Genomic DNA, 21,045 nt, shown 5'->3' with positions numbered 1-21,045 from the left:
AGGGATTCCATGGCTGTTCCGATCAGAACCGCGGTCGCCGCGCTCTGCGCCTCGCTGGCGGCCGCACTCCTCACCACAGTCCCCGCACGAGCCGACCAGCACGACCGTGCCTGGTCCGTGTCCACGGGAGCACACGCGCCCCGCGCACAGGTCACCCTCGACGACACCACCGGCGCGCTGACCCTCACCGTGTCCCGGGACGGCCGTACGGTCATCGATCCGTCACCGGTCGGCCTCGTCACCGAACAGGCCGACCTGTCCAAGGACTTGCGCTTCCTGCACCGCAAGAACCGTACGGTGGAGGAGCGCTACCGCACCAAGTCCGGCAAACGAGTGGACCGCCGGGTCCGTATGAACGAGACCCGGCTGTCCTTCGCCACCGCCGCGGGCGCCCGTCTCGACCTCGTCGTCCGCGCCTCCGCGGACGGTGTCGCCTACCGCTATGTCCTGCCCGCCGGAGCCGGTGACGTCCTCGGTGAGACGTCCGCCTTCAACCTCCCGGCGGACGCTAAGGCCTGGCTCGGCACCTACCGGGTGGACAACGAGGGCCAGTTCGCCCAGTACACGGCGGCCACCGCGCCCACGGCGGACTACTCCGACCAGGCTCTGTTCTCGACCGACGGCGGCTACATCCTGCTCGCCGAGTCCGGTCTCACCGGCTCCTACTCCGGCGCCCGCCTCGCCCACACCCAGGGCACCGGCACCTACCGCATCAAGCTCGCCGACGACCGCGTGAAGACCGACGGCCCCCTCGCCACCCCCTGGCGGGCCGTGGTCACCGGCGACCTCGCCACCGTCACCCGCTCCACGTTCACCGACGACCTCGCCCCCGCGTCCAAGGTCCGCGACTCCTCCTGGGTGCGCCCCGGTACGGTCCTCTGGACGTGGCTCGCGGGCGGCAGGGCGGCGGGTCAGAGTCTCGCGGCGCAGCAGGCGTACGTCGACTACGCGGCCGAACGCCACTGGCCCTACGAGGCAGTTGACGCCGGCTGGTACTACCGGCCGGGGGAGTGGGACATCACCGACCCCGACTGGCAGACCAACAGCTGGATGCCGGAGCTCGTGCGGTACGCCCGCGCCAAGGGCGTCGGGATCGTCGTCTGGATCCACCAGCGCGACCTCGACACGCCCGAGGAACGGGCCCAGTGGCTGCCGACACTGGAGAAGTGGGGCGTCAAGGGCGTCAAGATCGACTTCATGAACTCCGAGGCGCAGCCCATGCTCCAGTGGTACGACACCATCCTCGCGGAGACGGCCGCCCACCACCTCATGGTCGACTTCCACGGCTCCACGATCCCCAAGGGCATCCAGCGCACCTGGCCGCAGGTCATGACCCTGGAGGGCGTCGCGGGCGAGGAGAAGCGCACCAACACCGCCGCCCACCTCACCACCCTGCCGTTCACCCGCAACGTCATCGGCTCCATGGACTTCACGCCCGGCGCCTTCCAGCGTGTCGGCCTGCGACCCAACTCGGACGCGGCCGAGGTCGGCCTCGCCGTCGTCTACGAGTCGGGGTTGCAGATGTTCGCGGGCACCCCCGAGTCGTACGAGGCCCGGCCACTCGCCCGGGCCTACTTCGACCAGGTCCCCGCGGCCTGGGACGACACCCGCCTCCTCGCCGGCGAACCCGGCCAGGAGGCCGTGCTGGCCCGCCGCAGCGGGGAGCGCTGGTTCCTGGGCGGGGTCTACGCGGGTGCCGCCCGCACGGCCGAGGTACCGCTGACCCTGGGTCCGGGCCGGTGGCTGGTGGAGACGATCCGGGACGGGGCCGACGGCCTCGTCCAGGACCGGCGGGTGCTGCGAGGCGGCGACACCCTCACCGTCGACGTCGTGGCGAACGGCGGCTTCGCCGGGCTCGCCTGCCCTTGGCGGCCTGGCGTCACCACCTGCCATCGCTGAGCGCACCCTCGTTCCGGGGCCGGATTCGATCAGCGCGGCCGCAGCTGATCGAATCCGGTTCGGTGGGCGCACGGCCTCGCTAGGCTGGAAGCCGGAGGTACCCAAGTGGCCGAAAAGGCAAGCCAGTTGCAGGAATCCACCGAATCCACGACCGTCGTGGTGATCGGCGCGGGCCCGGCCGGGTTGACCGTCGCGACGCTGCTGCGACGCAGCGGCATCGACTGCGTCGTCCTGGAACGCCGCTCGCGCGACCATGTGGCGCAGCGCCAGCGGGCCGGCATCGTCGAGACGCGCGCGGTCCGCATGTTCGACTCCTGGGGGCTGTCGGACCGGGTCCTCGGAGGTGTCCCGTACGACGGCATCCTGGAGTTCCGGGTGGACGGCCGCAGCCATCCGGTGTCCGACAGTGACGGCTCCGAGGGCCCGGTGGCCCGCCTGTGCCCTCAGCAGGTCCTCGTGCAGAAACTGACCGCGACGTACCTGGAGGACGGCGGCGACCTGCGCTTCGAGGCCGCCGACGTCTCCCTGCACCACCTGACCGACGACCGCCCGACCGTCCGCTACCGCTCCGCCGACGGCACCCCCCGCGCGATCACCTGCGACTTCGTCGCCGGCTGCGACGGCGATCACGGCGTCAGCCGTACGGCCGTCCCGGACGGCGAGCTGACCGCGTACGCCCTCGACCACGGCATCGGCTGGCTCACCGTACTGGCCGACGCCCCGCCCCCGGCCCACCCCCTGCTGGCCGTCAGCCGCGAGGGCTTCGCAGCACACTTCCCGCGCGGGCCGCACTCCAGCCGCTACTACCTCCAGTGCCCGCCCGACGACGACCCCGGCGCCTGGCCCGAGGACCGCGTCTGGGACACCCTGCGCACCCGGCTCGGCGACCCCGCCCTCGTCTCCGGCCCGATCACCGACCGCGAGGTCTTCCGGCTCCGCAGCCTCGTCCACGACCCCATGCAGTACGGCCGGCTCTTCCTCGTCGGCGACGCGGCGCACATCGTGTCACCCATGGGCGGCAAGGGCATGAACCTCGCCCTGTACGACGCCGACCTCTTCGCCCGGGCCGTACGCGACGCCGTCCGAGGCGACGACTCGGGCCTGCGCACCTACTCGGCGCGCTGTCTGCGCCGCGTGTGGAACGACCAGGAGTTCTCCCACTGGCTCACCCGCACCCTGCACGACGCGGGCGACGCCGAACCCTTCGCGCGCAACCTGGCCCGCGCCCGCCTCGACCGGCTCTTCACTTCACCGGCCGCCGCGCGTGCCTTCGCCGAACTCATGACGGGACTGGATCCGGCCGGGGAGGCGGTGGAGCAAAAAGTCTTCGGCAACCTTTCCCGCCCCAGCGGCGACTGACGATGCGCAAGCGCCCTCCGCCGGGGGCTCACACGGATCACCAAGGACGCAGCAGTGGCATCTCGTTCGCATCGTTCCCCTTCGCCGGGCAGGCGGCGCACGGCCCTCGTCTCGGCGGCCGTGGCCGCCGCCGTCGCGCTCGTGGCTGCGCTGATCCTCGCGTTCAGCCCCGACCACGGGACCGACGCCGCCCCGACCGCGGCCACGCCCGTCGCCGGAACCCGTGGCACGCCCAGCCCGACGACCGAGGAGTCGAAGCCCACCACGGCGTCCCCTTCCGCGTCGGCCCGCAGCAGCAGCCCGAAGGCCACCGCGAGCACCACGTCGCCCCGGCCGTCGAAGACGCCGGTCACGCAGCCTGTGCGGAAGGCGTCCGCGTCCGCCCCGCCGGCCGGACGGATCGAGCCGGGCGTCTCCTACGAGGGCGTGGCCACCTTCTACGACGTCGGCAACGGCGACGGCGCCTGCCTGTACGCCCCCACCGACGACGTCATGACTGCCGCGATGAACCACGCCGACTACGAGACGTCCAAGGCGTGCGGGGCGTACATCCTCGTCCGCGCCGCGAGCGGCGCCACCGTCACGGTCCGCATCACCAACGAGTGCCCCCTGCCCTGCGCACCCGGCCAACTCGACCTCAGTCCCCAGGCCTTCGCGAAACTCGCCGCCCCCGTGCAGGGCCGGATCCCGATCACCTGGAGCCTGCTGAGCCCCAGTACCTCCGACACGGTCTCGATCCGCTACAAGACCGGATCGAGCCGCTACTGGTGCGGCATCCAGGCGATCGGCCACCGCAACCCGCTGGCACGGCTGGAAGTGGAAACCTCCGCAGGGTGGAGCGAGTTGCCCCGAACCGACTACAACTACTTCCTCTCCGAGAAGGGAAGCGGGTGCGGTGGCGCGATCCGGATCACCGACATCTACGGAGAGCGCCTGGAAATCGACGGTCTCAGCGTCAAGCCGGACGTCGTGCAGTCGACCCGGGTCCAGTTCGCCCGGCACTGACCGTCAGTTCAACAGTTCACAGACCTCCACGAAATCGTCGTAGGCCTCGCCGTACTGATGGGCGGCGAGAAGGAACATCGAGCGGTCCGTCAGCGCGCGGGCCAGCACTTCCCCTGCGCCGAGACGGTGGGCGAGAGCCACGTGTTCGTCGAATACCGGCCGGAGCGGCTTCAGAATGAGATGACTGCGGTTTACCCGGTACACGGCCGTCCGGATCGCGAACCTGCGGTGAAGGGCGACCAATTCGGGCAGACGCTTTCCCGGATCCGTCCTTTCGGCCTCCCGCAACTCGTCGACCTGCTCTTCGAGGGATGAAATTCCGTCGAAGTAGGCCTGCTTGATGTCGGGTGACCATTGGTGGAAGGACGAGCCGAAGGACGGACCAGGCTCACCCGGGGTCGGCACCGGCTCCGCCGCACTGCCGGACAGGGCGAACAGCGTGCTCCACGACGAGTGGCTGTTGCTCCAGCTCTTCCGCTCCCCGCTCAGGTCCAGCTCGGCGAGCACGCCAAGGGCCTCCTGCCGGACCGCCACGGCGTCGGCGCGGCGCCCGACGGCGTCCAGCATCCCGGCGTGATGGACCAGTTCCCACGTCAGGGTGGCCATCGAGGTACGGTCCTCGGCGCATCTGGCGCGGGTGTCGGACACGAGTTCCGCGAAGACCTCCACAGCGGCCTCGTGACATCCGGCGGCGTCCAGTGCGGCCACCCACTCGACCATGTCCCAGAAGGACAGTTCCGCCGATTGCTGCCCCTGCTCGGGCCGGACCATTTTCTGGCACCATTCCGCGGCTTCCCGGTACCGGCCCTCCTCGGCCAGAGCGACCACCAGCCGCCCGTGCCCGTACAGGGGACTTCGCACCTGACCGAGTGCGAATCCCGATCGTCCGGCCTCGGCCATCTCCTCGCAGACGGCGAATCCCTCGGCGCGGCGGCCGAGGAAATAAAGCTGATGCCGGTACGCGTCCAGACTGCGGACGAGCAGCTCGGTCCTCTTCGGATCTCCCTTGTCCACGGCGCGCGCCACGGTCACGGCCTCGATACGATGGGCCAGTTGGGCCTCCGGAAGATTCCGGATCTCGTGTGCGTACCCCAAGGACAGCAGCGCCTCCGCCAGCTTCGGAAGATAGGTCAGAGGACTCACAGCGGAAAGCACCCGGTACGCCTCCACCTGCCGCCCGAGTTCCAGCCGGCCGGATCCGAGCAGCATTGTCCGCGCCCGCAACACCGCATCCTGATCGACCTTTTCTGAGTGATCCATGACGGGAATTCTGAGATCCGGACCCGGGGCCGGACAAGGTATTCGAGCTGTGCCGTCCGTCCTACGAAAACGGCCTCCGACCTGTCATGATGGGGACGGTTGCACTCACGGGGCCGACTCGGAGCCATGGCAGTGGACCGAAGTCCACGGCATCATCAGCGACATGACGTTGTCCACGGTCTTCACGCGGATGTTCGGTGTACGGCATCCGATCGCATCGGCGCCGATGGGCGGGACAGCCGGCGGTGCGCTGGCGGCGGCCGTCTCCCACGGCGGCGGACTCGGCATGGTGGGCGGTGGGGACCGTGAGTGGCTGGCCCGGGAACTGCCGATCGTGGCGGACACCGGCAGGCCCTGGGGCGTGGGCTTCCTGTGCTGGTCGGCCGATGTCGACCAGGTCGAACAGGCACTGGAGTTCCGTCCGGCGGCGGTGATGCTGTCCTTCGGGGACCCGAGCCCCTTCGTCGATCGCATCCGTGCGGCGGGTGCGGCGGTGATCGTCCAGGTGACCGACCTGGACGAGGCTGGGCAGGCACTGGATGCGGGCGCCGACGTGATCGTGGCGCAGGGCACGGAAAGCGGCGGGCACGGCGCCCGAAACGGCATGTCGACCCTGCCGTTCGTGCCGCTCGTGGTGGATCTGGCCGGGCCGGTACCCGTGTTGGCGGCCGGAGGGATGGCGGACGGCCGCGGTGTGGCCGCGGCACTCGCCCTGGGCGCCGCCGGGGCCGTCATCGGCACCCGCTTCCAGGCCACGGCCGAGTCCCTCGTGGCCCCCGCGATCGCCCGGCAGATCGTGGCGGGACGAGGCCAGGACACGGAACGCAACAGCGTCCTCGACATCGCCCGCGGATCCCGCTGGCCCTCGCGCTACACGGCCCGCACCCTCCCGCACCCGTACATCGACCAGTGGCGCGACCGTGAGCCCGAACTCGCCGCCAGCTCCGAAGCCCAGCAGGCCTACCACGCCGACGTGGCCCGAAAAGTCCTGCCGCCGCTGCCCGTCTGGGCCGGAGAGGCCGTCGGCCTCGTCACCGACATCCCACCGGCGGCGGACCTGGTCGCGGCACTGGCCGCTCAGGCGGAGGACGCGCTGGACCGGGCGCGGGGGAGCTGAGGGAAGGCGGACCGTCGCCGCCCTCGGTCCCGTCCGTGAGCCACGCCGGGCCGGAGCAGCCGCCCATGATCCCCGCATGCCGGGGCGCACAGTGGAGGCATGACCGCAGACGAACGGAACATTCTGGCCCGGGGACGCGTGGCGACCCGGCTGCCCGCCCAGGACCTCGACCGGGCCCGGCGCTTCTACGCCGAGCAGCTCGGTCTCGAGCCCGTCGACGAACGCCCCGGCGGACTGCTGTACCGCTGCGAGGGCACGGACTTCGCACTCTTCCAGTCGACGGGGTCCTCGCCCGGCACCTTCACCCAGATGGGATGGGAGGTCGACGACATCGAGACAGCAGTCGCCCAACTCCGGCAGCGCGGCGTGGTCTTCGAGGAGGTCGACGTCCCCGGCCTCCGCACCAAGAACGGCATCGCCGACGTCGACGGCAACTACCCGAGCAAGAACGCCCGAGGAGAGCGCGCGGCCTGGTTCCGCGACAGCGAGGGCAACCTGCTGGGCATCGGCGAGCCGGTGCGCTGAACCGTGAAAGGGTGGTCGCAGAACTCCCCGGGCGTGCCCGGAGCGGGGGAGCAGCACGACGCCTGGGGCAACGACCTGTCCGTCGCCGATGTCGACGGTAACGGTTTCGCCGACGTGGCGGTCGGCGCGCCCGGCGAGGACGCGGACGGCGAACAGCGGGCGGGCGCCGTGTGGCTGCTGCGCGGTTCGCAGGAGGGCGTGCCCGGCACCGGCTCCCTGTCTTTCGACCAGAACACCCCGGGTGTCCCCCGTGCCGCCGAGGCCGGTGACGGCTGGGGCGCTCAGGTGCGGCTGATCGACACCGACGGCGACGGCCGGGCCGAGCTGGTGGCCGCGGCGCCCGACGAGAACGCCGGTGACGGCGCGGTGTGGCTGCTGCCGCCGGCGGCGACGGTCTGCTCGCGGACGGCTCCCGTTCCTACGGCGCCGCCGCTCTCGGCGGCAGCGCGCAGGGTGCTCGCTTCGGCGCGGTGATCCACGCGTGAGCGTGGCGCGTCCGGGGCGGATCCGGGGCTGTCAGTCGGTGCCGCGGAGCGCTACCCAGGTGTCGTGCGCGACGACGCCGTCGGCGTTCAGGCCCCGCTCGTTCTGGAAGGCGCGGACCGCGGACTCGGTGCCGGACCCGAACTCCCCGTCCACGCCGGTGCTTCCCACGCTGTAACCGCGCTCTGTCAGCAGGCACTGCACCTGCTGGACGCGTTTGCCGCTGTCGCCGAGCCGTGTGCGTCCGTTGCCGTTGTAGTAGGTGCACTCCGAGAGCCGGGGCGCGGTGTCGGTCCCGGCGGACGGGCTGTCGGCGGCCGCGGTGGGGGACGGCGTGGTGGACGGATCGGCACCGGGAGACTGGGCGTCGTCGTCCTGGTCGCGGGCGGAGGCCGAGGCATGGGGCTCCGCCGAGGTGGTGCCCGCCTTCGCGTCGGGGCCCTCGGCCACGGCGCCGTCGACGTCCGGGCGGCTCAGTCCGCTCGTACTCGGGGACATCGAACCGCTGGAGGCGTCCCGCGGGCCGATGCCGTCCGACCTGGTGGCACCGGCTTTCGGAGAGGCGGCGGCAGGCGGGTCCTGACGGATGAGCAGCAACGCCACCGCGGCCACGACACAGATCGTGATGGCCGCGGCGGCGACCAGTAACGCCTTTCTGCGGCTCCGGGTGGGAGCCACTGACAGGCCCGGCGAGGGCAGGGGCGGGGCGCTTTCGGCCTGCACGGGCGGCCGCGCTCCGGAAGGAGCAGGCAGGGGAGCAGGCAGGGGAACAGGCTGAGGCAAACGCGCGGACAGGGGGAGCGGCAGGTCGCCCGGAGACCGTGGACGGCTCATGTCCGCGACCGGCAGACGGTGCAGCGCCTCGTACGCCTGCTGCCGGGCGAGCACCTTGCCGCCCAGCGGCTCCGGCCAGGTGGAGGCCACACGGTGTACCCGGGCGGCGTCGATCAGCTCCTGGGGGGTGGGCCGCCGCGCGGGCTCCTTGTCCAGACAGGCGGTGAGCAGCGCACCGAGCTCCTCGTCCGCCGCCGAGATCTCGCCGACGACTTCGGGGTTGGGGTTCTCGTACGCCACCCGGTGCATCACGTCGACCCCGGTGCCGTCGCCGAAGGGGGCACGTCCCGTCGTCGCGTAGACCAGTGTCCCGGCCAGCGAGAACACGTCCGACGCCGTGTCGGACCGGCCCTCTCTCAGATGCTCGGGCGACATGTAGGCCGGAGTCCCCACCCGGTTGCCCGTGCCGGTGATCGCACTCGCGTCAGCGGCCTTTGAGATACCGAAGTCGATCACGTGCGCGCCGCGGACGGACAACAGCACGTTGGACGGCTTCAGGTCCCGGTGCACGATCTCCTCGACGGCGAGGCCCGCGAGTGCCTGACCCAGCTCCGCCACCAGCCGCCACACCGCGGCCGTCTCCAGGGCGCCGTACTCCTTCACGGCTTCCGCCAGATCGAAGCCCGGCAGGTACTCCGTGGCCATCCACAGCAGCTCGTCCTCGAAACCCGTGCCGCACAGTCGCGGCGCGTGCGGTGTGCGAAGGCGGGCGTGCACGGCTGCCTCGCGCTCGAAGCGGCGCCGGAACCTGGGATCCTCCGCGTACTCCGGCCTGATCACCTTCACCGCGACCAGACCCGGACTGTCGTCCGCGGGACGTGCCAGGTAGACCCGCCCCATGCCGCCACTGCCGAGCAGCGCCACCGGCGCGTAGGGGCCGACGCGCCTCGGGTCGCCGAGGCGCAGGGGTAAGGCACCGGTCTGCCGCAGTGCGGCAGCCGCGTCGTCCGCCGACTCCGGCCGCTGTCCCGACAAAGAAAGCCCCCGAAGTCATGTTCGATGCACGCCAGTTCACCCCCAGTGGGAGACGAGCGTAACTCAGCTCGCGCACGTGTTCAGGGAATCGGTCACCTCCGTCCCGAGAGCCCCGGGGCCAGCGGATTTCCGGTGCTCGCCTGGTGACGCTCATCCGGCCCGACGGGATCGGGGCGGTCCCCCGAGTCGACCCCGACCGGCACAGCGGCACCTTGCAGCGGACGATCGTCGCCCTGGCCTTGATCAGCCGGTGGGGTCCTCGACAGCGCCGATTACGGCACCAGGCAGTACCCCCACCCGGCACGGCCACCGCATGGCCAGGAGCGCGTCTCACAGGCGGAAAGCCAGGCCGAGTCGGGAATGAACCCGCGGCGGCCGCATGTTGTGCACCGCCGACCGACTCTCCCGCCCCCGGGTAGAAAGCAGGCTCATGACGTCCTCGCCGAGCACGATGCGCGCGGTCCGGCTCTCCGCTCCCGGCCCCGTGGACAACCTGCGGCCGACCACGCTCCCGCTCCCGCTCGAGAGGGACGGCTGGGTGCGCGTCCGCGTCGAGGCGTTCGGCCTCAACCGCTCGGAGCTGAAGCTTCGGCTCGGCCTGAGCGAGGGCGTCAGCTTCCCTCGCGTCCCGGGCATCGAGGCCGCCGGCACCGTCGACGCGGCCCCGGCCGACAGCGGGCTCGTTCCCGGGCAGAAGGTCGTCGCGATGATGGGCGACATGGGGCGCACGTACGACGGCGGGTACGCCGAGTACACCTCGGTGCCGCTGTCCCAGGTCATCCCCGTCGACACCGACCTGCCCTGGGAGGTGCTGGGCGCCCTGCCCGAGATGGTCCAGACCGCCTACGGCTCGCTCACCGTCGGCCTGGACCTGAAGCCCGGCCAGTCGCTGCTGATCCGCGGCGGCACCTCCTCGGTCGGCCTGGCGGCCGCCGCGCTGGCCACCTGGCGCGGCGCCACCGTGCTGTCCACCACCCGGCGGGCCGACCGCCTCGCCCTGCTGGCCGAGCACGGCGTCGACCACCCGCTCCTCGACACCGGCGAGATCGCGCCCGCCGTGCGCCGGCTGTACCCGCACGGCGTCGACGCCGCTCTCGACCTCGTCGGCACGCCGACCCTGCCCGACACCCTGCGCACGGTACGCGTCCACGGCACGGCCTGCTTCGGCGGCAGCCTCTCCAACCAGTGGACGGTGCGGGACTTCTCCCCGAACGAGTACCTGCCGCGGGGCGTACGCCTCGCGGGCTACTTCGGCGACGCCGCCGACCTGCCCCGGGAGGCCTTCCAGGAGATCGTGGAAGCGGTCGCCGCCGGCCGGCTGGCCTTCCCCGTGGACCGCGTCTACGACGGCCTGGAACAGGTGCCGCAGGCCCACGACGACATGGAACACGACCGCGCCACCGGCAAGCTCGTCGTCCGCGTCCGGCACGGGGATCGTTGAGACGTTGAGACGTTGAAAGTGTGAAAGGTTCGCCAGGGTCAATGGTCCGACTCTGCCGGCACTGGCTGCGCAGGAGTAGCACACGCAGACGTGGGGACTTGAAGGGCAGGCCGGGCGTGGCGGCGTACCCATGGGGGCCGCACCGGCCAGGCTTCTCCGGTTCAGCCAACGAGCCGGGGAGGCCGCGTTCAGGTGAGGCCACCCTTCTCGCAGACCTGGCGGGCGACCTCACGGAGCTTGACGTTGTTCTCCTGCGAGTAGCGGCGCAGCACGTCGAACGCCTGGTCCTCGTCGAGGGCGTGGCTGCCCATGAGGATGCCCATCGCCTCGCCGATCACATGGCGGGTGGCGACGGCCTGCTCCATCTGGGAGTGGGTGCGGGCGGCGGAAAGGGCGACCGCCGCGTGGGAGGCGAGCAGCCAGCCGGCCAGCTCGCCGGCCTCCGTGAACGCGCCCGGTTCGCGGGAGTAGAGATTCAGCGCTCCGAGGTCGTCGTCCTCCGTGAACAGGAGGAACCCCATCATGCTGCCCACGCCGAGCGCGCGGGCCTGCGGAGCGAAGACGGGCCACCGCTGCTGTTCGGCGGTGAGATCGGCGATACGGAAGACCCGCTCGCCCACCGAGGGGCGGGCGGCATCGAAGCAGGGTCCTTCCGCCAGCCGCTCCTGGAGCCGGTCGCTGTCGATGACCAGCTGGTCCGTGGCGGCGAGCGTCTCCACCTTCCGGTCGTGCAGCACGAGGATCCCGGCGGCTGTACAGCCCTCCACGAGCTCGGTGGCCGACGCGGAGATCCGGTCGAGCGTGCTGCTCACCGAATCCTGAGCCAGCAGATCCCGGGCCATGGCAGCCATCTGCTGGGCGAAACGACTCCAGTCCACGACGCACCCTCCACTGGCTTCCACGGGACAGTCCTACCCCGCCTTCCACGAACCTCACGGCGGTATCGCGAACCCGACGTCGTCGCGGTGTCGGACAGCCTGGTCGCGCGCCGAAGGGGCATACGCCGCGGGTGGGGGGCGTCGTGGTGAGGCGGCTCGGCGCGACGGCGGTCAGGGGGGCGGCGGTAGGGTGGCCCCACCGGTGGAGGTGGGTGGTGGCGGTGGAGTGGCGGGAGTTCGCCGAGGCGATGGCCCAGCTCGCGCGGAAGTTGCTGGCGCAGGAGTCGGTGCAGGGCACGCTGGACGAGATCGCGGAGTCGGCGGTGCGCCTGGTGGAGGGCTGCGACGCGGCCGGGATCCTGGCGGTCCGCAAGGGCCGGGCGGTCACGTTGTCCTCGTGCGGAGACGTCGTGGAAGCGTCCGACCGGCTGCAGGGTGAGCTGGCCGAGGGTCCGTGCTTCGATCTCGCCGCCCGCGCCGACGGTGGGAACGGAGAGCGCGTGTTCCGGATCGCGGACATCACCGAGCCGCAGCCGGACTGGCCGCGGTTCGCCGCGGCGGCTCGCGACCTGGGCATCGGCAGCATGACCGGAGTACTGCTCTACACCCACGACGAGGACTTCGGCGCGCTGAACCTGTACGCCCGACGCCCCGGCGCCTTCGGCAAGGACATCGAGACCGCCGGCTGGATGCTTGCCTCGCACGCCGCCGTCGCCCTGGCCGACGCCCGCACCATCGACCAGCTCGAGGACGCCATGAAGACCCGGCACGCCATCGGCGAGGCCATGGGCATCCTCATGGAACGCCACAAGCTGAGCGAGGACGACGCCTTCAACGTGCTGCGCCGCATCTCGCAGCAACACAACATCAAGCTGCGCGACGTCGCCCAGCGGTTCCGCACCGACCGCGTCGGCAAGGCCTGAGCACTCTCCGCCCGTGCACGGTCGCGCCCTGGTGGGAGTACTCGGTCAGTGACGGGGGTTGGCGTGTCACCCTCGTGGCGGAGGCGGGGAGACACCCGTCAACTCCGGCGCGCGACGACCAGCCAGGCGCGGGAGTCGAACCACACACCGTCGCCGGTGTCATGCGCGTCGAGGGTCACGCGCAATCGTTCGAGGGCGCGTTCGGCGGAGGCGGCATCCAGATCGGTGACCCATTCCTTCGCCATGCGCAGCTGGAGCACGGCAGCAAGCGCGCGCTCGGCGTCCGCGCCGTAGTAGACCGGTTCGCGTAGGTCGAAGACCTCCACTGCTGTGAACCCGGCCGCGGTCAGGATCTCGGTCACGACGTGTGGGTCGGCCAGTGCGAAGGGGGCGTCGGCAGCCGGAGCGGAAGGCGCGGGCCCGCGAGTGAGCGCCGCCCGGATCGCGGTATGCCACTCCTGACGGCCGGCGGCCTGCCAGACCAGCTGCACGAAGCGCGCACCCGGACACAGGGCTCGCCCGATGTTGGTGAACGCGGCGACCGGGTCGGAGAAGAACATCGTGCCGAACCGGCTGACGGCCAAGGTGAAGTGCTCCGGCGGGAAGGCATAGGACTGGGCGTCGCCCTGCACGAAATCGACGTTCCCGAGTCCTTCCGCCTCGGCCCGCAGGCGGGCCCGCGCCAGCATCGGGTCCGAGACGTCGATGCCGAGCGCGGTACCCGGCGACGCCGCTCGCGCCGCGTCCCTGGTGGTGCGGCCGGTGCCGCAACCGATGTCGAGGACACGGTCGCCGGGCCGGACGTCGAGCGCTTCCATCAGTCGCTCGTGATGGCGAGCGAGCTCAGCGTCGTAGTCGAACATAGGGCCGCCTCCTCATACCGCGGGGCCGTCGCGAAGCACGCCCCGAACGGTGTCGAGCCGTACACCTGGCTCCAACTCTGACAGCCACCACGTCACCCCGGCTCTCGCGTACGGTCCGGGGTCGACCCCGAGTGGCAGCCCTACGGCCATGTCGTACGAGGCCGTCCGGCCCTGGCACAGTGCGGTGAGGCAGCCGACGACCTCGGCGAGCCGGTCCGGGTGCTCGAGACTGGCGGGGAAGAACCCGGCGAGTCGCGCGGCACGGCTGATCGGCTTGGCGTTGCCCGGGAATCCGGCGGCCCACACCGGCACGCCCGGCCGTTGCACCGGTCGCGGCAGGAACATGATGCCGTCGACGGTGCAGTGCTCACCGCGATGGCGTACCGGCTCGCCGGACCAGGCGGCGGCCAAGGCACCCAGGGACTCGTCCAGCATCCGCCCGCGCCGCCGGGCTTGGAGCTCCTCGCCGGTCCTGGACAGCTCGCTGGCGAACCGGTCGCTGCCGAGGCCGACGCCGAGGATGAGGCGGCCCTCGTTGAGCCGTCCGCCCGGAAGGGCTCGTGCGCGCGCCAACTCGCGGGCGAACACCGGGAAGTGAGCGACAGAGTCCCCTTGCTAAGGTGCGCCGATGTCAACGATCAAGCAGTTCCAAGTCACCTTCGACTGCGCGGAACCTGAGCGCGTCGCTCGCTTTTGGTGCGAGGTGCTGGGGTACGTCGTACCGCCGCCACCCGAGGGGTTCGCGACCTGGGAGGATTTCGACCGCTCCCTGCCTCCTGAGAAGCAGGGGGCATGGTTTGCGTGCGTTGATCCCTCAGGCGTCGGGCCGCGACTGTTCTTTCAGCGCGTTCCCGAGGGCAAGGCCGTCAAGAACCGGCTGCATCTGGACGTGCGGGTGGCGACCGGGCTCGTGGGTGAGGAGCGCCTGGCCACCCTGGAAGCCGAATGCGCACGGCTGGTCGCGCTCGGGGCGGTACGCGAGCGACTGTTGCTCGCCGATGACGACAACGAGTCCTGCATCGTGATGCAGGACGTCGAGGGCAACGAGTTCTGCCTCGACTGAGCATGCTCCGGGACGGGCGGGGTGTGGAGCTGGTGGAGCGAGTTGCAGCCGTCGCGGTGGGAGGTTCCTCCACCTGGCCGGCGGTCACCGCAGGTGGCGTCCGCGAGGGCCGGTGAGCCGGAACGGGTCGGCGCAGCCGCCGCGGTGATGTCTCTGATCATCCGGCCGCTGCGCCACCGGTGGATGTGCCTGGGGAGCCGTCGCACGCTGATGTGCTTTCGGGGAGGCGCGGCACGCTGACGCCGGTTCGACTCGATCACGATGACCTCCGGTGTGGGGGAGTGGCCGGGGTGCCGTGCGGGAGGCGCGCTGAGAGCGGTCGATGGAGCAATATGGGAACGTTCCCATGACGTGAGAGTAGAAATGTCGCTGACGCGCCGTCAAGGACTCGGCGGGGATCGTTGTTGGCCACTGTGGGGATCCGAGGGGTCTCGAAGGTTTTCGACGCGCACAGTTGGTTGACAGGTTTCTGTTCGGTGGGGAAGCTGCGTGATGCACCGAGAATTCCGTGCGGTGGCGTTCGCGGTGGGTCGCCCGACGTGTTGACGCGTCGGGGGAGGTCGGCCCAGTCGGCGCCTGGCCGCGTTCCTCCCCCATTTCTGGGATCGTTCACACATCGGGCGCCACCGGTCGGCATGCCGCGCACTCAGTGTCCGGACCGGCCGTGCGGCGCCGTGCAGCGCACATGTCACTCACTCGGCACTCCTGTGTCCCTCGCCGCCGCACCAGGAGGTTCATCGTCATGCCCGATCGAGTCACCCTCCCTCGGCCGCCGCAGCCTCGCGGGACCACCCCCACACCGGGCCACCCACTGACCGGACCGGTGCGGCGATCTGCCGTCACGATCGCGACAGTGCTCGGGCTGCTCGTCACCGCGGTGGCGGCGGTTCCGGCATCGGCGGCGGACAACCCGTACCAGCGAGGTCCCGCTCCCACCCTGAGCAGCGTCGCGGCCACCCGGGGAACGTTCGCCACCGCGCAGATGAACGTGTCGCCGGGCGACGGCTTCAACGGCGGGACGATCTACTACCCGACCGACACCAGCCTCGGTACATGGGGCGCGGTCGCCATCGTGCCCGGATACACGGCACGCTTCGCCGACGAGGAGGCGTGGATGGGGCCCTGGCTGGCCTCGTTCGGATTCGTCGTGATCGGTGTCGAGACCAACAGCCGCAACGACTTCGACACGGCCAGGGGAGCGCAAGTGCTGGCGGCGCTGGACTACCTCACCCAGAAGAGTCCGGTACGGAACAAGGTCGATCCCAACCGGCTGTCGGTGATCGGCCATTCCATGGGCGGTGGCGGGGCGCTGGTCGCGGCCGACCGGCGACCTTCGCTCAAGGCCGCCGTCGGTCTCGCACCGTTCAAACCGTCCGGAGACCTGGCCGCCGACCGGGTGCCCACCATGATCATGGGCGGTACGAGGGACACCACGGTCACGCCGTCCTCCCTCGACGGCCTGCACGCCACCCTGCCGGCCGCCACGGAGAGCGCGTACCTGCAGCTCAGCGGGGCGAACCACCTCTTCCCCACCAAGCCCAACACCCTTGAGATGCGGCTCCTGATCCCCTGGCTGAAGACCTTCGTGGACCGCGACACCCGGTACACCCAGTTCCTGTGCCCCAGGCCGGCCGACCCCACCGGCATCTCGACGTACCGCGGCACGTGCCCGTACGTCCCGTCCGCGTGAAGACGCAGAGCACCCCAGCGCCCCCTTCCCCTCCCGATGACGAGCCGTCCGACGGCCGCGCCGCCCCGCGCCTGCCCGACGGACGGAGAGGAGCGACCATGTCCCCCACCCCCGAGTCCGCTTCCCAGGGGATCAGCCGCCGGACCCTGCTCAGGGCCACCACCGCGACCGCCGGGGCGATCGCCACGGCAGCCGCGTTCGCGGAACTCGAGACGCCGGCCCAGGCCGCGGCAGGGTTCGTCAAGGGCGTCGACATCAGCTGGGTGCCGCAGATGGAGGCCCACGGCTACTCGTGGAAGAACGCGAGCGGGCAGACCCAGGACCTGCTGACCATCCTCAAGGGGTACGGCATCACCGCCGTGCGGCTGCGCACGTTCGTCAACCCCTCCGGCAGCGCCACCGACGGGCACTGCGGCATCAACGAGGTGGCCGCCTTCGCCAAACGGGTCAAGGCCGCCGGGATGTCGATCATGCTCGACTACATGTTCGGCGACACCTGGAACTCCGTCGGCGTGCAGAACCCTCCGGCCGCCTGGAAGAACATGAGCTACAGCCAGATGCTCTCCGCGATGAGCACGTACGTGAACCAGACCATGACCGTCATGAAGAACAACGACGTGCTGCCCACCTGGGTCCAGATCGGCAACGAGATCAACAGCGGCATCTGCCGCCCCGTCGGCAGCGTCTCCAGCCCGGCCCAGCTGACCGGGCTGCTCAACGCGGCGTACACCCAGGTCAAGGCGGTGTCGCCGAACTCGACGGTGTGCATCCACCTGGCCCAACCGCAGAAGTACGACGTGATGACCACGTTCTTCAGCCGCTTCGCCGCGAACGGCGGCAAGTGGGACATGTCGGTGTTCTCCTCCTACGGCAGCGCCGACCTCGCCCCCGGCATCGTCGCGAACATGCAGAAGATCTCCGCCGCGTACGGCAAGCCCTTCCTGCAGAGCGAGTTCGGTGGCCGAGTGGACCGGGCCTCGTCCACCCAGGCCTCGCTGGTCGCCTACATCAAGGCGCTCAAGTCCAGTGGCGGGCAGGGGATCTTCTACTGGGAGCCGGAGTGCATGTCGCCGTTCACCGGCTACAACATGGGCGCCTGGGACTCCTCCACCAAGCGGCCCACCGCCATCATGAACGGCTTCACCCAGGCCTGAGCCGTGCGGCTCCCGGACGTCAGAGATCGGATCGGTGATGTTGGTGAACAGGCCATTTCCCCTGCGCGGGCGCGGAGCTCGGGCGGGAGTCGCGGGTGCCCTGGCCCTGTGGGCTCTGATCGGTACCGGTGCGGCACACGCGGGCACCGCCGGTGAGGGGGCTCTGCCGGCTGGTTGTTCCGGTACCTCGCCCGTCACCTGCCACTACGCGCTCGCACCGGGCAACTACGACGTGACCGTGTCCCTCGGCGGCGCCTCCGCGGGCCAGACCGACGTGTGGACGGAGGCCCGCCGCCGACTGCTTCCCGCGACGACTACGGCGGCCGGTTCTGTCGCCGCCTACTCCTTCACGGCCAACGTACGGCAGCCGGAGGGACAACCGACGGGTCAGGGCGGCACTGGAACCGCCGGCCTGGACCTACGGTTCACAGGGCCGAATCCGCGGGTCTCGGCCGTCTCGGTGAAACCGGCGACCCGTCCGCTCGTCGCCTACCTGGCGGGTGACTCCACCGTCTGCGACCAGCCGACCGCCCCCTACACCGGCTGGGGGCAGATGATCACGACTGCGGTGGGTCCGGGTGCGGCCATCGCGAACTACGGCGACTCGGGGGAGAGTTCAGGCAGCTTCCTGTCCAACTCGGCTCTCTTCCCCGCGCTGTTGTCGAAGGTCGGGCCGAACGACCCGGTCTTCATCCAGTTCGGCCACAACGACAAGCAGACCAGCGCGTCCGCCTACCGCAGCAATCTCACGTCCATGATCACGCAGGCCCGGGCGAAAGGCGGTGTGCCCGTCCTGGTGACACCGCCGGTCCGTCGGCTGTTCGACGGCACCAAGCTCACGCCCACCGCGCTGCATGTCAACGGCGTCGGTGTGGACCTGCCTGCCGAGATGCGCGCGGTCGCGGCCGCACAGCAGGTGCCGGTGATCGACATCACCGCCATGAGCAGGACGCTGGTGGAGTCGCTCGGGCCCTCCGCATCCGCGCAGCTCTACCTCCGCGCCTCCGCGGACGGTGTCACGGACAACACCCACTTCTCGCAGTACGGCGCGACCCAGATGGCGGGGCTGGTGCTCCAGGGCATCCGGGAACAGCGGCTCCCCCTGGCCGCCCACCTGCGCTGACCGACACACGAAGCGCTGTACCCGGAGGGATCCGATGAAGAGACCACGCTCACTTGTCACGGCCGCCCTGGTGATCGCCTTGTCGGCCCTCGGCGTCCGCGCCTCCTCGGCGTCCGACGGTGCTCGGTCGGACTGCGCCGACGTACCCCGCACCACGGCGGCGGCCGTAGGAGCCGCCGCGCAGCCGGTCACCGTGTGGCTGGCCGGTGACTCCACCATGGCCGATCCCAGCGGGAGTTGCCCGGTCGGCTGGGGCAGTCAGTTCGCCGCCCTGTTCCACAGCGATGTGACCGTCAGGAACCAGGCGGTCGGCGGACGCAGTATCCAGACCTGGCTGTACGACCCGAACGTGACGGGCACCAAGGGCTCCGACGGCGAGTGCGTCATCAACCCCGCCACCTACTCGACGCGCTGGCAGGGGATGCTGAACGCGAGCACCGGCATGAAGGCCGGCGACTACCTGTTCATCCAGTTCGGCATCAACGACTCCTCGTCGTCCTGCCCGCGGCACGTCGGCCCGGCCCGGTACCAGCAGTTGCTGACGATGATGGCGCAGGCCGCCCTCGCCCGCGGCGCGCACCCGGTACTGCTGACCCCGGTGGCCGCCATCACGTGTTCGGGCAGCACGGCGACCAAGAACCGCGGCTTCGTCCCCCAGACCGTGGCCGCCGGAACCACCACCGGGGCGCCGGTCATCGACCTGCAGACGCTCAGCGTCTCGCTCTACAACAGCCTGCGCTTCTGCCCGAACAACGGCGACTACGGTTCCGGACCCGTGGGCGCCTTCTTCTGCGACGACCACACCCACTTCGAGAGGTACGGCGCTCAGCGGATCGCCGGGCTTGTCGCCGACGACGTACGACGACAGAACCTGCCGCTCGCCGCGTACCTGCGAACGGCCGAGACGTCTCATACGACGCCGTAGGCGAGAACCGTGGGATCCGGGCTGGGGATCGGGGGCGCGAGCGGACCTGTGGTGCACTTGTTCGGTGACCGAAGGCCATGCGGCGCTGTGCGACCGGGAACGTCATGCCGGCCACCAAGACTGATCACGGCTCGCTCCCTTTGGGCTGCCGTCCGGGCGAGAGCTGTGCGGCCTCCGCTTCCTCGGCGTCCCTGGCGAGTTTCTCGACCTTCGTCCGGGCTGCGCTGATGCCCCGGAGGAGGAGGCGCAGGTGGGTGGTGGACTGGGGTACGGCGGCCTGGAGTTCCTCCAGTCGCCGTTGCTGTGCGGCGAGTTCGGCCCTGAGCCGGGCAGCCCGGTCGGGTGGTGGGGGAGCGGCCTCCCCGTTGAAGATGATGTTGTGCAGGGGCCGTTCGGCGTGGACGGCTTCGCGCTCGGCCGCGTGGGCGTCATGGGGGTAGTCGATCTGTATGCCGATCACGCGGCGGCCCCAGGACTGTTGTTGCAGGTGGGTGCGGATGCGCGTGAGCGGGCAGGTGGAGATGCCGACGTACAGCAGGCCTTCGAGGCCGTAGAGCCGGTACAGCGCGGTGCGGCCGGCGGTGTGCAGGCTGCCTTCCTCGTCGAACAGGCTGCGCAGGAACTGCGTGTCGATGTCGGTCATGACGCGGCCTCTCTGGGCTCGGGGCGCGCGGTGGCTGTCGCGGCCGGCTCTTCCCAACCCGGGGGCGGTTGGCAACGCCCGCGGGAATGGCGGCGACCGCACGCCGTTTGTCCATGTCCTCACGGTCCCACGCGGGTGTGACACCGGCTGTGGGGCCGGATCGAGCCGCTGGTGCCGGACGATCCGGTTCCGGACGGCGGTCGTCCCGCGGCTGTCGGTGGGACCAGGTCGACCACCGTCTGCGGCGACGCCGCCGGCCGTCCATACCGACGCCTACGAGCAGTGCGCCACCGTCGAGCGGTGCATCGACTGCAGCCGTGGCCGGGCCGCCTCCTGCCCGCGGCGGATCGCGAAGACATAGAGGCGCAGGACGGTGAAGCGGCCCAGGCCGGCGAGGCCTGAGGCGCTGAGGTAGACGATCTGCTCGCTCAGCATGCCGGGGGAGGGCTGGGTCAGGTGAAGGGCGTATACGGCGGTGGTGGTTGCCAGGTAGGCGGCGGTCGCCGAGCCGGCGGACTGCCAGTGCTCGCGCCAACCGGCGCGGCGCCCTGTGCTGAAGGTGAAGCGGGCGTGGAGCTCGGTGCACAGCAGGGTGGAGGCGGCGGTGACGAGCGCGTTCGAGACCGCCCAGGGCAGGGTCATGGCCAGCAGCGTCACCGCGAGACCGGAGAGGACCCCGACGCCGCCTCCGAGGATGACGAACCGTATGAAGGAGGCGACGGGGTCGGGGGCGGCCGGGGTCGCCGTCTCGGGCTTCTGTATGAGCGGCGACGTCATATGGGTGTTCCTTTCAGAGGCTGCGGGCGGTGATGTCGCCGTGGGTGGTGGTGGCGCGGATGGTCAGGGCGGCGGCGGAACCCTCGGTGTTCTTGAGGGAGTTGTGGA

19 protein-coding genes and 1 pseudogene are annotated in these 21,045 nt (G+C 70.8%); 13 read left to right on the top strand and 7 right to left on the bottom strand.

Annotated elements, in window-relative coordinates:
- The first annotated feature begins 9 nt into the window (after positions 1-9).
- The 3 genes from ABZT02_RS18835 to ABZT02_RS18825 all read left to right on the top strand — a co-directional run bounded on the left by ABZT02_RS18835 (position 10) and on the right by ABZT02_RS18825 (position 4,263).
- Entirely contained in the window at positions 10-1,899 is a 1,890-nt protein-coding gene (locus ABZT02_RS18835; RefSeq protein WP_356019052.1) for a glycoside hydrolase family 97 catalytic domain-containing protein, read from the top strand.
- 105 nt (positions 1,900-2,004) lie between these two features.
- On the top strand, positions 2,005-3,258 hold the full coding sequence (locus tag ABZT02_RS18830; RefSeq protein ID WP_356019050.1) for a 4-hydroxybenzoate 3-monooxygenase: 1,254 nt from the start codon (positions 2,005-2,007) through the stop codon (positions 3,256-3,258).
- Between the two features lie 54 nt (positions 3,259-3,312).
- Entirely contained in the window at positions 3,313-4,263 is a 951-nt protein-coding gene (locus ABZT02_RS18825) for an expansin EXLX1 family cellulose-binding protein (protein ID WP_356019049.1), read from the top strand.
- Between the two features lie 3 nt (positions 4,264-4,266).
- On the opposite strand, the gene ABZT02_RS18820 is transcribed toward ABZT02_RS18825, so the two are convergent.
- A complete protein-coding gene (locus tag ABZT02_RS18820) occupies positions 4,267-5,523 on the bottom strand; it encodes a hypothetical protein (RefSeq protein WP_356019047.1) in 1,257 nt (418 codons plus the stop codon).
- 163 nt (positions 5,524-5,686) lie between these two features.
- Here ABZT02_RS18820 and ABZT02_RS18815 point away from each other — a divergent pair, with 163 nt between their 5' ends.
- The 3 genes and pseudogenes from ABZT02_RS18815 to ABZT02_RS18805 all read left to right on the top strand — a co-directional run.
- Positions 5,687-6,640: a nitronate monooxygenase gene (locus tag ABZT02_RS18815; RefSeq protein ID WP_356019046.1), complete on the top strand. Its 954-nt coding sequence runs from the start codon at positions 5,687-5,689 to the stop codon at positions 6,638-6,640.
- A gap of 99 nt (positions 6,641-6,739) precedes the next feature.
- Positions 6,740-7,165 carry a VOC family protein gene (locus ABZT02_RS18810; protein ID WP_356019045.1) on the top strand — a complete coding sequence of 142 codons (426 nt, stop codon included), beginning with the start codon at positions 6,740-6,742 and terminating at the stop codon, positions 7,163-7,165.
- A gap of 12 nt (positions 7,166-7,177) precedes the next feature.
- A pseudogene (locus ABZT02_RS18805) lies at positions 7,178-7,650 on the top strand (FG-GAP repeat protein); the annotation flags it as partial.
- Between the two features lie 31 nt (positions 7,651-7,681).
- Here ABZT02_RS18805 and ABZT02_RS18800 read toward each other — a convergent pair.
- Positions 7,682-9,457 (bottom strand): protein kinase, encoded by a 1,776-nt coding sequence (locus ABZT02_RS18800; RefSeq protein ID WP_356019044.1) that lies wholly within the window; start codon positions 9,455-9,457, stop codon positions 7,682-7,684.
- A gap of 430 nt (positions 9,458-9,887) precedes the next feature.
- On the opposite strand from ABZT02_RS18800, the gene ABZT02_RS18795 reads away from it, so the two are divergent.
- The gene (locus ABZT02_RS18795; protein ID WP_356019043.1) at positions 9,888-10,898 is read left to right on the top strand and encodes a zinc-binding dehydrogenase; all 1,011 of its coding nucleotides are present in this window, start codon (positions 9,888-9,890) and stop codon (positions 10,896-10,898) included.
- 188 nt (positions 10,899-11,086) lie between these two features.
- Here the strand turns inward: ABZT02_RS18795 and ABZT02_RS18790 are convergent, their stop codons facing one another.
- Complete coding sequence (locus ABZT02_RS18790; RefSeq protein WP_356019041.1) at positions 11,087-11,776, bottom strand: GAF and ANTAR domain-containing protein; 690 nt, start codon at positions 11,774-11,776, stop codon at positions 11,087-11,089.
- A gap of 221 nt (positions 11,777-11,997) precedes the next feature.
- On the opposite strand from ABZT02_RS18790, the gene ABZT02_RS18785 reads away from it, so the two are divergent.
- Positions 11,998-12,699: a GAF and ANTAR domain-containing protein gene (locus ABZT02_RS18785; RefSeq protein ID WP_356019342.1), complete on the top strand. Its 702-nt coding sequence runs from the start codon at positions 11,998-12,000 to the stop codon at positions 12,697-12,699.
- Between the two features lie 98 nt (positions 12,700-12,797).
- On the opposite strand, the gene ABZT02_RS18780 is transcribed toward ABZT02_RS18785, so the two are convergent.
- On the bottom strand, positions 12,798-13,562 hold the full coding sequence (locus ABZT02_RS18780; protein ID WP_356019040.1) for a class I SAM-dependent methyltransferase: 765 nt from the start codon (positions 13,560-13,562) through the stop codon (positions 12,798-12,800).
- 12 nt (positions 13,563-13,574) lie between these two features.
- Complete coding sequence (locus tag ABZT02_RS18775; RefSeq protein ID WP_356019039.1) at positions 13,575-14,135, bottom strand: LLM class flavin-dependent oxidoreductase; 561 nt, start codon at positions 14,133-14,135, stop codon at positions 13,575-13,577.
- A 55-nt stretch (positions 14,136-14,190) separates the two neighbouring features.
- On the opposite strand from ABZT02_RS18775, the gene ABZT02_RS18770 reads away from it, so the two are divergent.
- The 5 genes from ABZT02_RS18770 to ABZT02_RS18750 all read left to right on the top strand — a co-directional run bounded on the left by ABZT02_RS18770 (position 14,191) and on the right by ABZT02_RS18750 (position 19,517).
- The gene (locus tag ABZT02_RS18770) at positions 14,191-14,625 is read left to right on the top strand and encodes a VOC family protein (protein WP_356019038.1); all 435 of its coding nucleotides are present in this window, start codon (positions 14,191-14,193) and stop codon (positions 14,623-14,625) included.
- An 853-nt stretch (positions 14,626-15,478) separates the two neighbouring features.
- A complete protein-coding gene (locus ABZT02_RS18765) occupies positions 15,479-16,315 on the top strand; it encodes a dienelactone hydrolase family protein (RefSeq protein WP_356019036.1) in 837 nt (278 codons plus the stop codon).
- Positions 16,316-16,413: 98 nt separating this feature from the next.
- On the top strand, positions 16,414-17,469 hold the full coding sequence (locus ABZT02_RS18760; protein ID WP_356019035.1) for a glycosyl hydrolase 53 family protein: 1,056 nt from the start codon (positions 16,414-16,416) through the stop codon (positions 17,467-17,469).
- A gap of 43 nt (positions 17,470-17,512) precedes the next feature.
- Positions 17,513-18,592 carry a rhamnogalacturonan acetylesterase gene (locus ABZT02_RS18755; RefSeq protein ID WP_356019033.1) on the top strand — a complete coding sequence of 360 codons (1,080 nt, stop codon included), beginning with the start codon at positions 17,513-17,515 and terminating at the stop codon, positions 18,590-18,592.
- A gap of 34 nt (positions 18,593-18,626) precedes the next feature.
- Positions 18,627-19,517: an SGNH/GDSL hydrolase family protein gene (locus ABZT02_RS18750; protein WP_356019032.1), complete on the top strand. Its 891-nt coding sequence runs from the start codon at positions 18,627-18,629 to the stop codon at positions 19,515-19,517.
- 124 nt (positions 19,518-19,641) lie between these two features.
- Here the strand turns inward: ABZT02_RS18750 and ABZT02_RS18745 are convergent, their stop codons facing one another.
- Together ABZT02_RS18745 and ABZT02_RS18740 are read right to left on the bottom strand one after the other, a co-directional pair.
- Complete coding sequence (locus ABZT02_RS18745) at positions 19,642-20,160, bottom strand: GIY-YIG nuclease family protein (RefSeq protein WP_356019031.1); 519 nt, start codon at positions 20,158-20,160, stop codon at positions 19,642-19,644.
- A gap of 273 nt (positions 20,161-20,433) precedes the next feature.
- Positions 20,434-20,937: a GtrA family protein gene (locus tag ABZT02_RS18740; RefSeq protein ID WP_356019029.1), complete on the bottom strand. Its 504-nt coding sequence runs from the start codon at positions 20,935-20,937 to the stop codon at positions 20,434-20,436.
- Positions 20,938-21,045: the final 108 nt, after the last annotated feature.

Source organism: Streptomyces sp. NPDC005402 (genome assembly GCF_040606575.1).
Taxonomy (GTDB): domain Bacteria; phylum Actinomycetota; class Actinomycetes; order Streptomycetales; family Streptomycetaceae; genus Streptomyces.
Note: the sequence above shows the minus strand (reverse complement) of the source record. Positions and strands in the feature narration are given on the sequence as shown.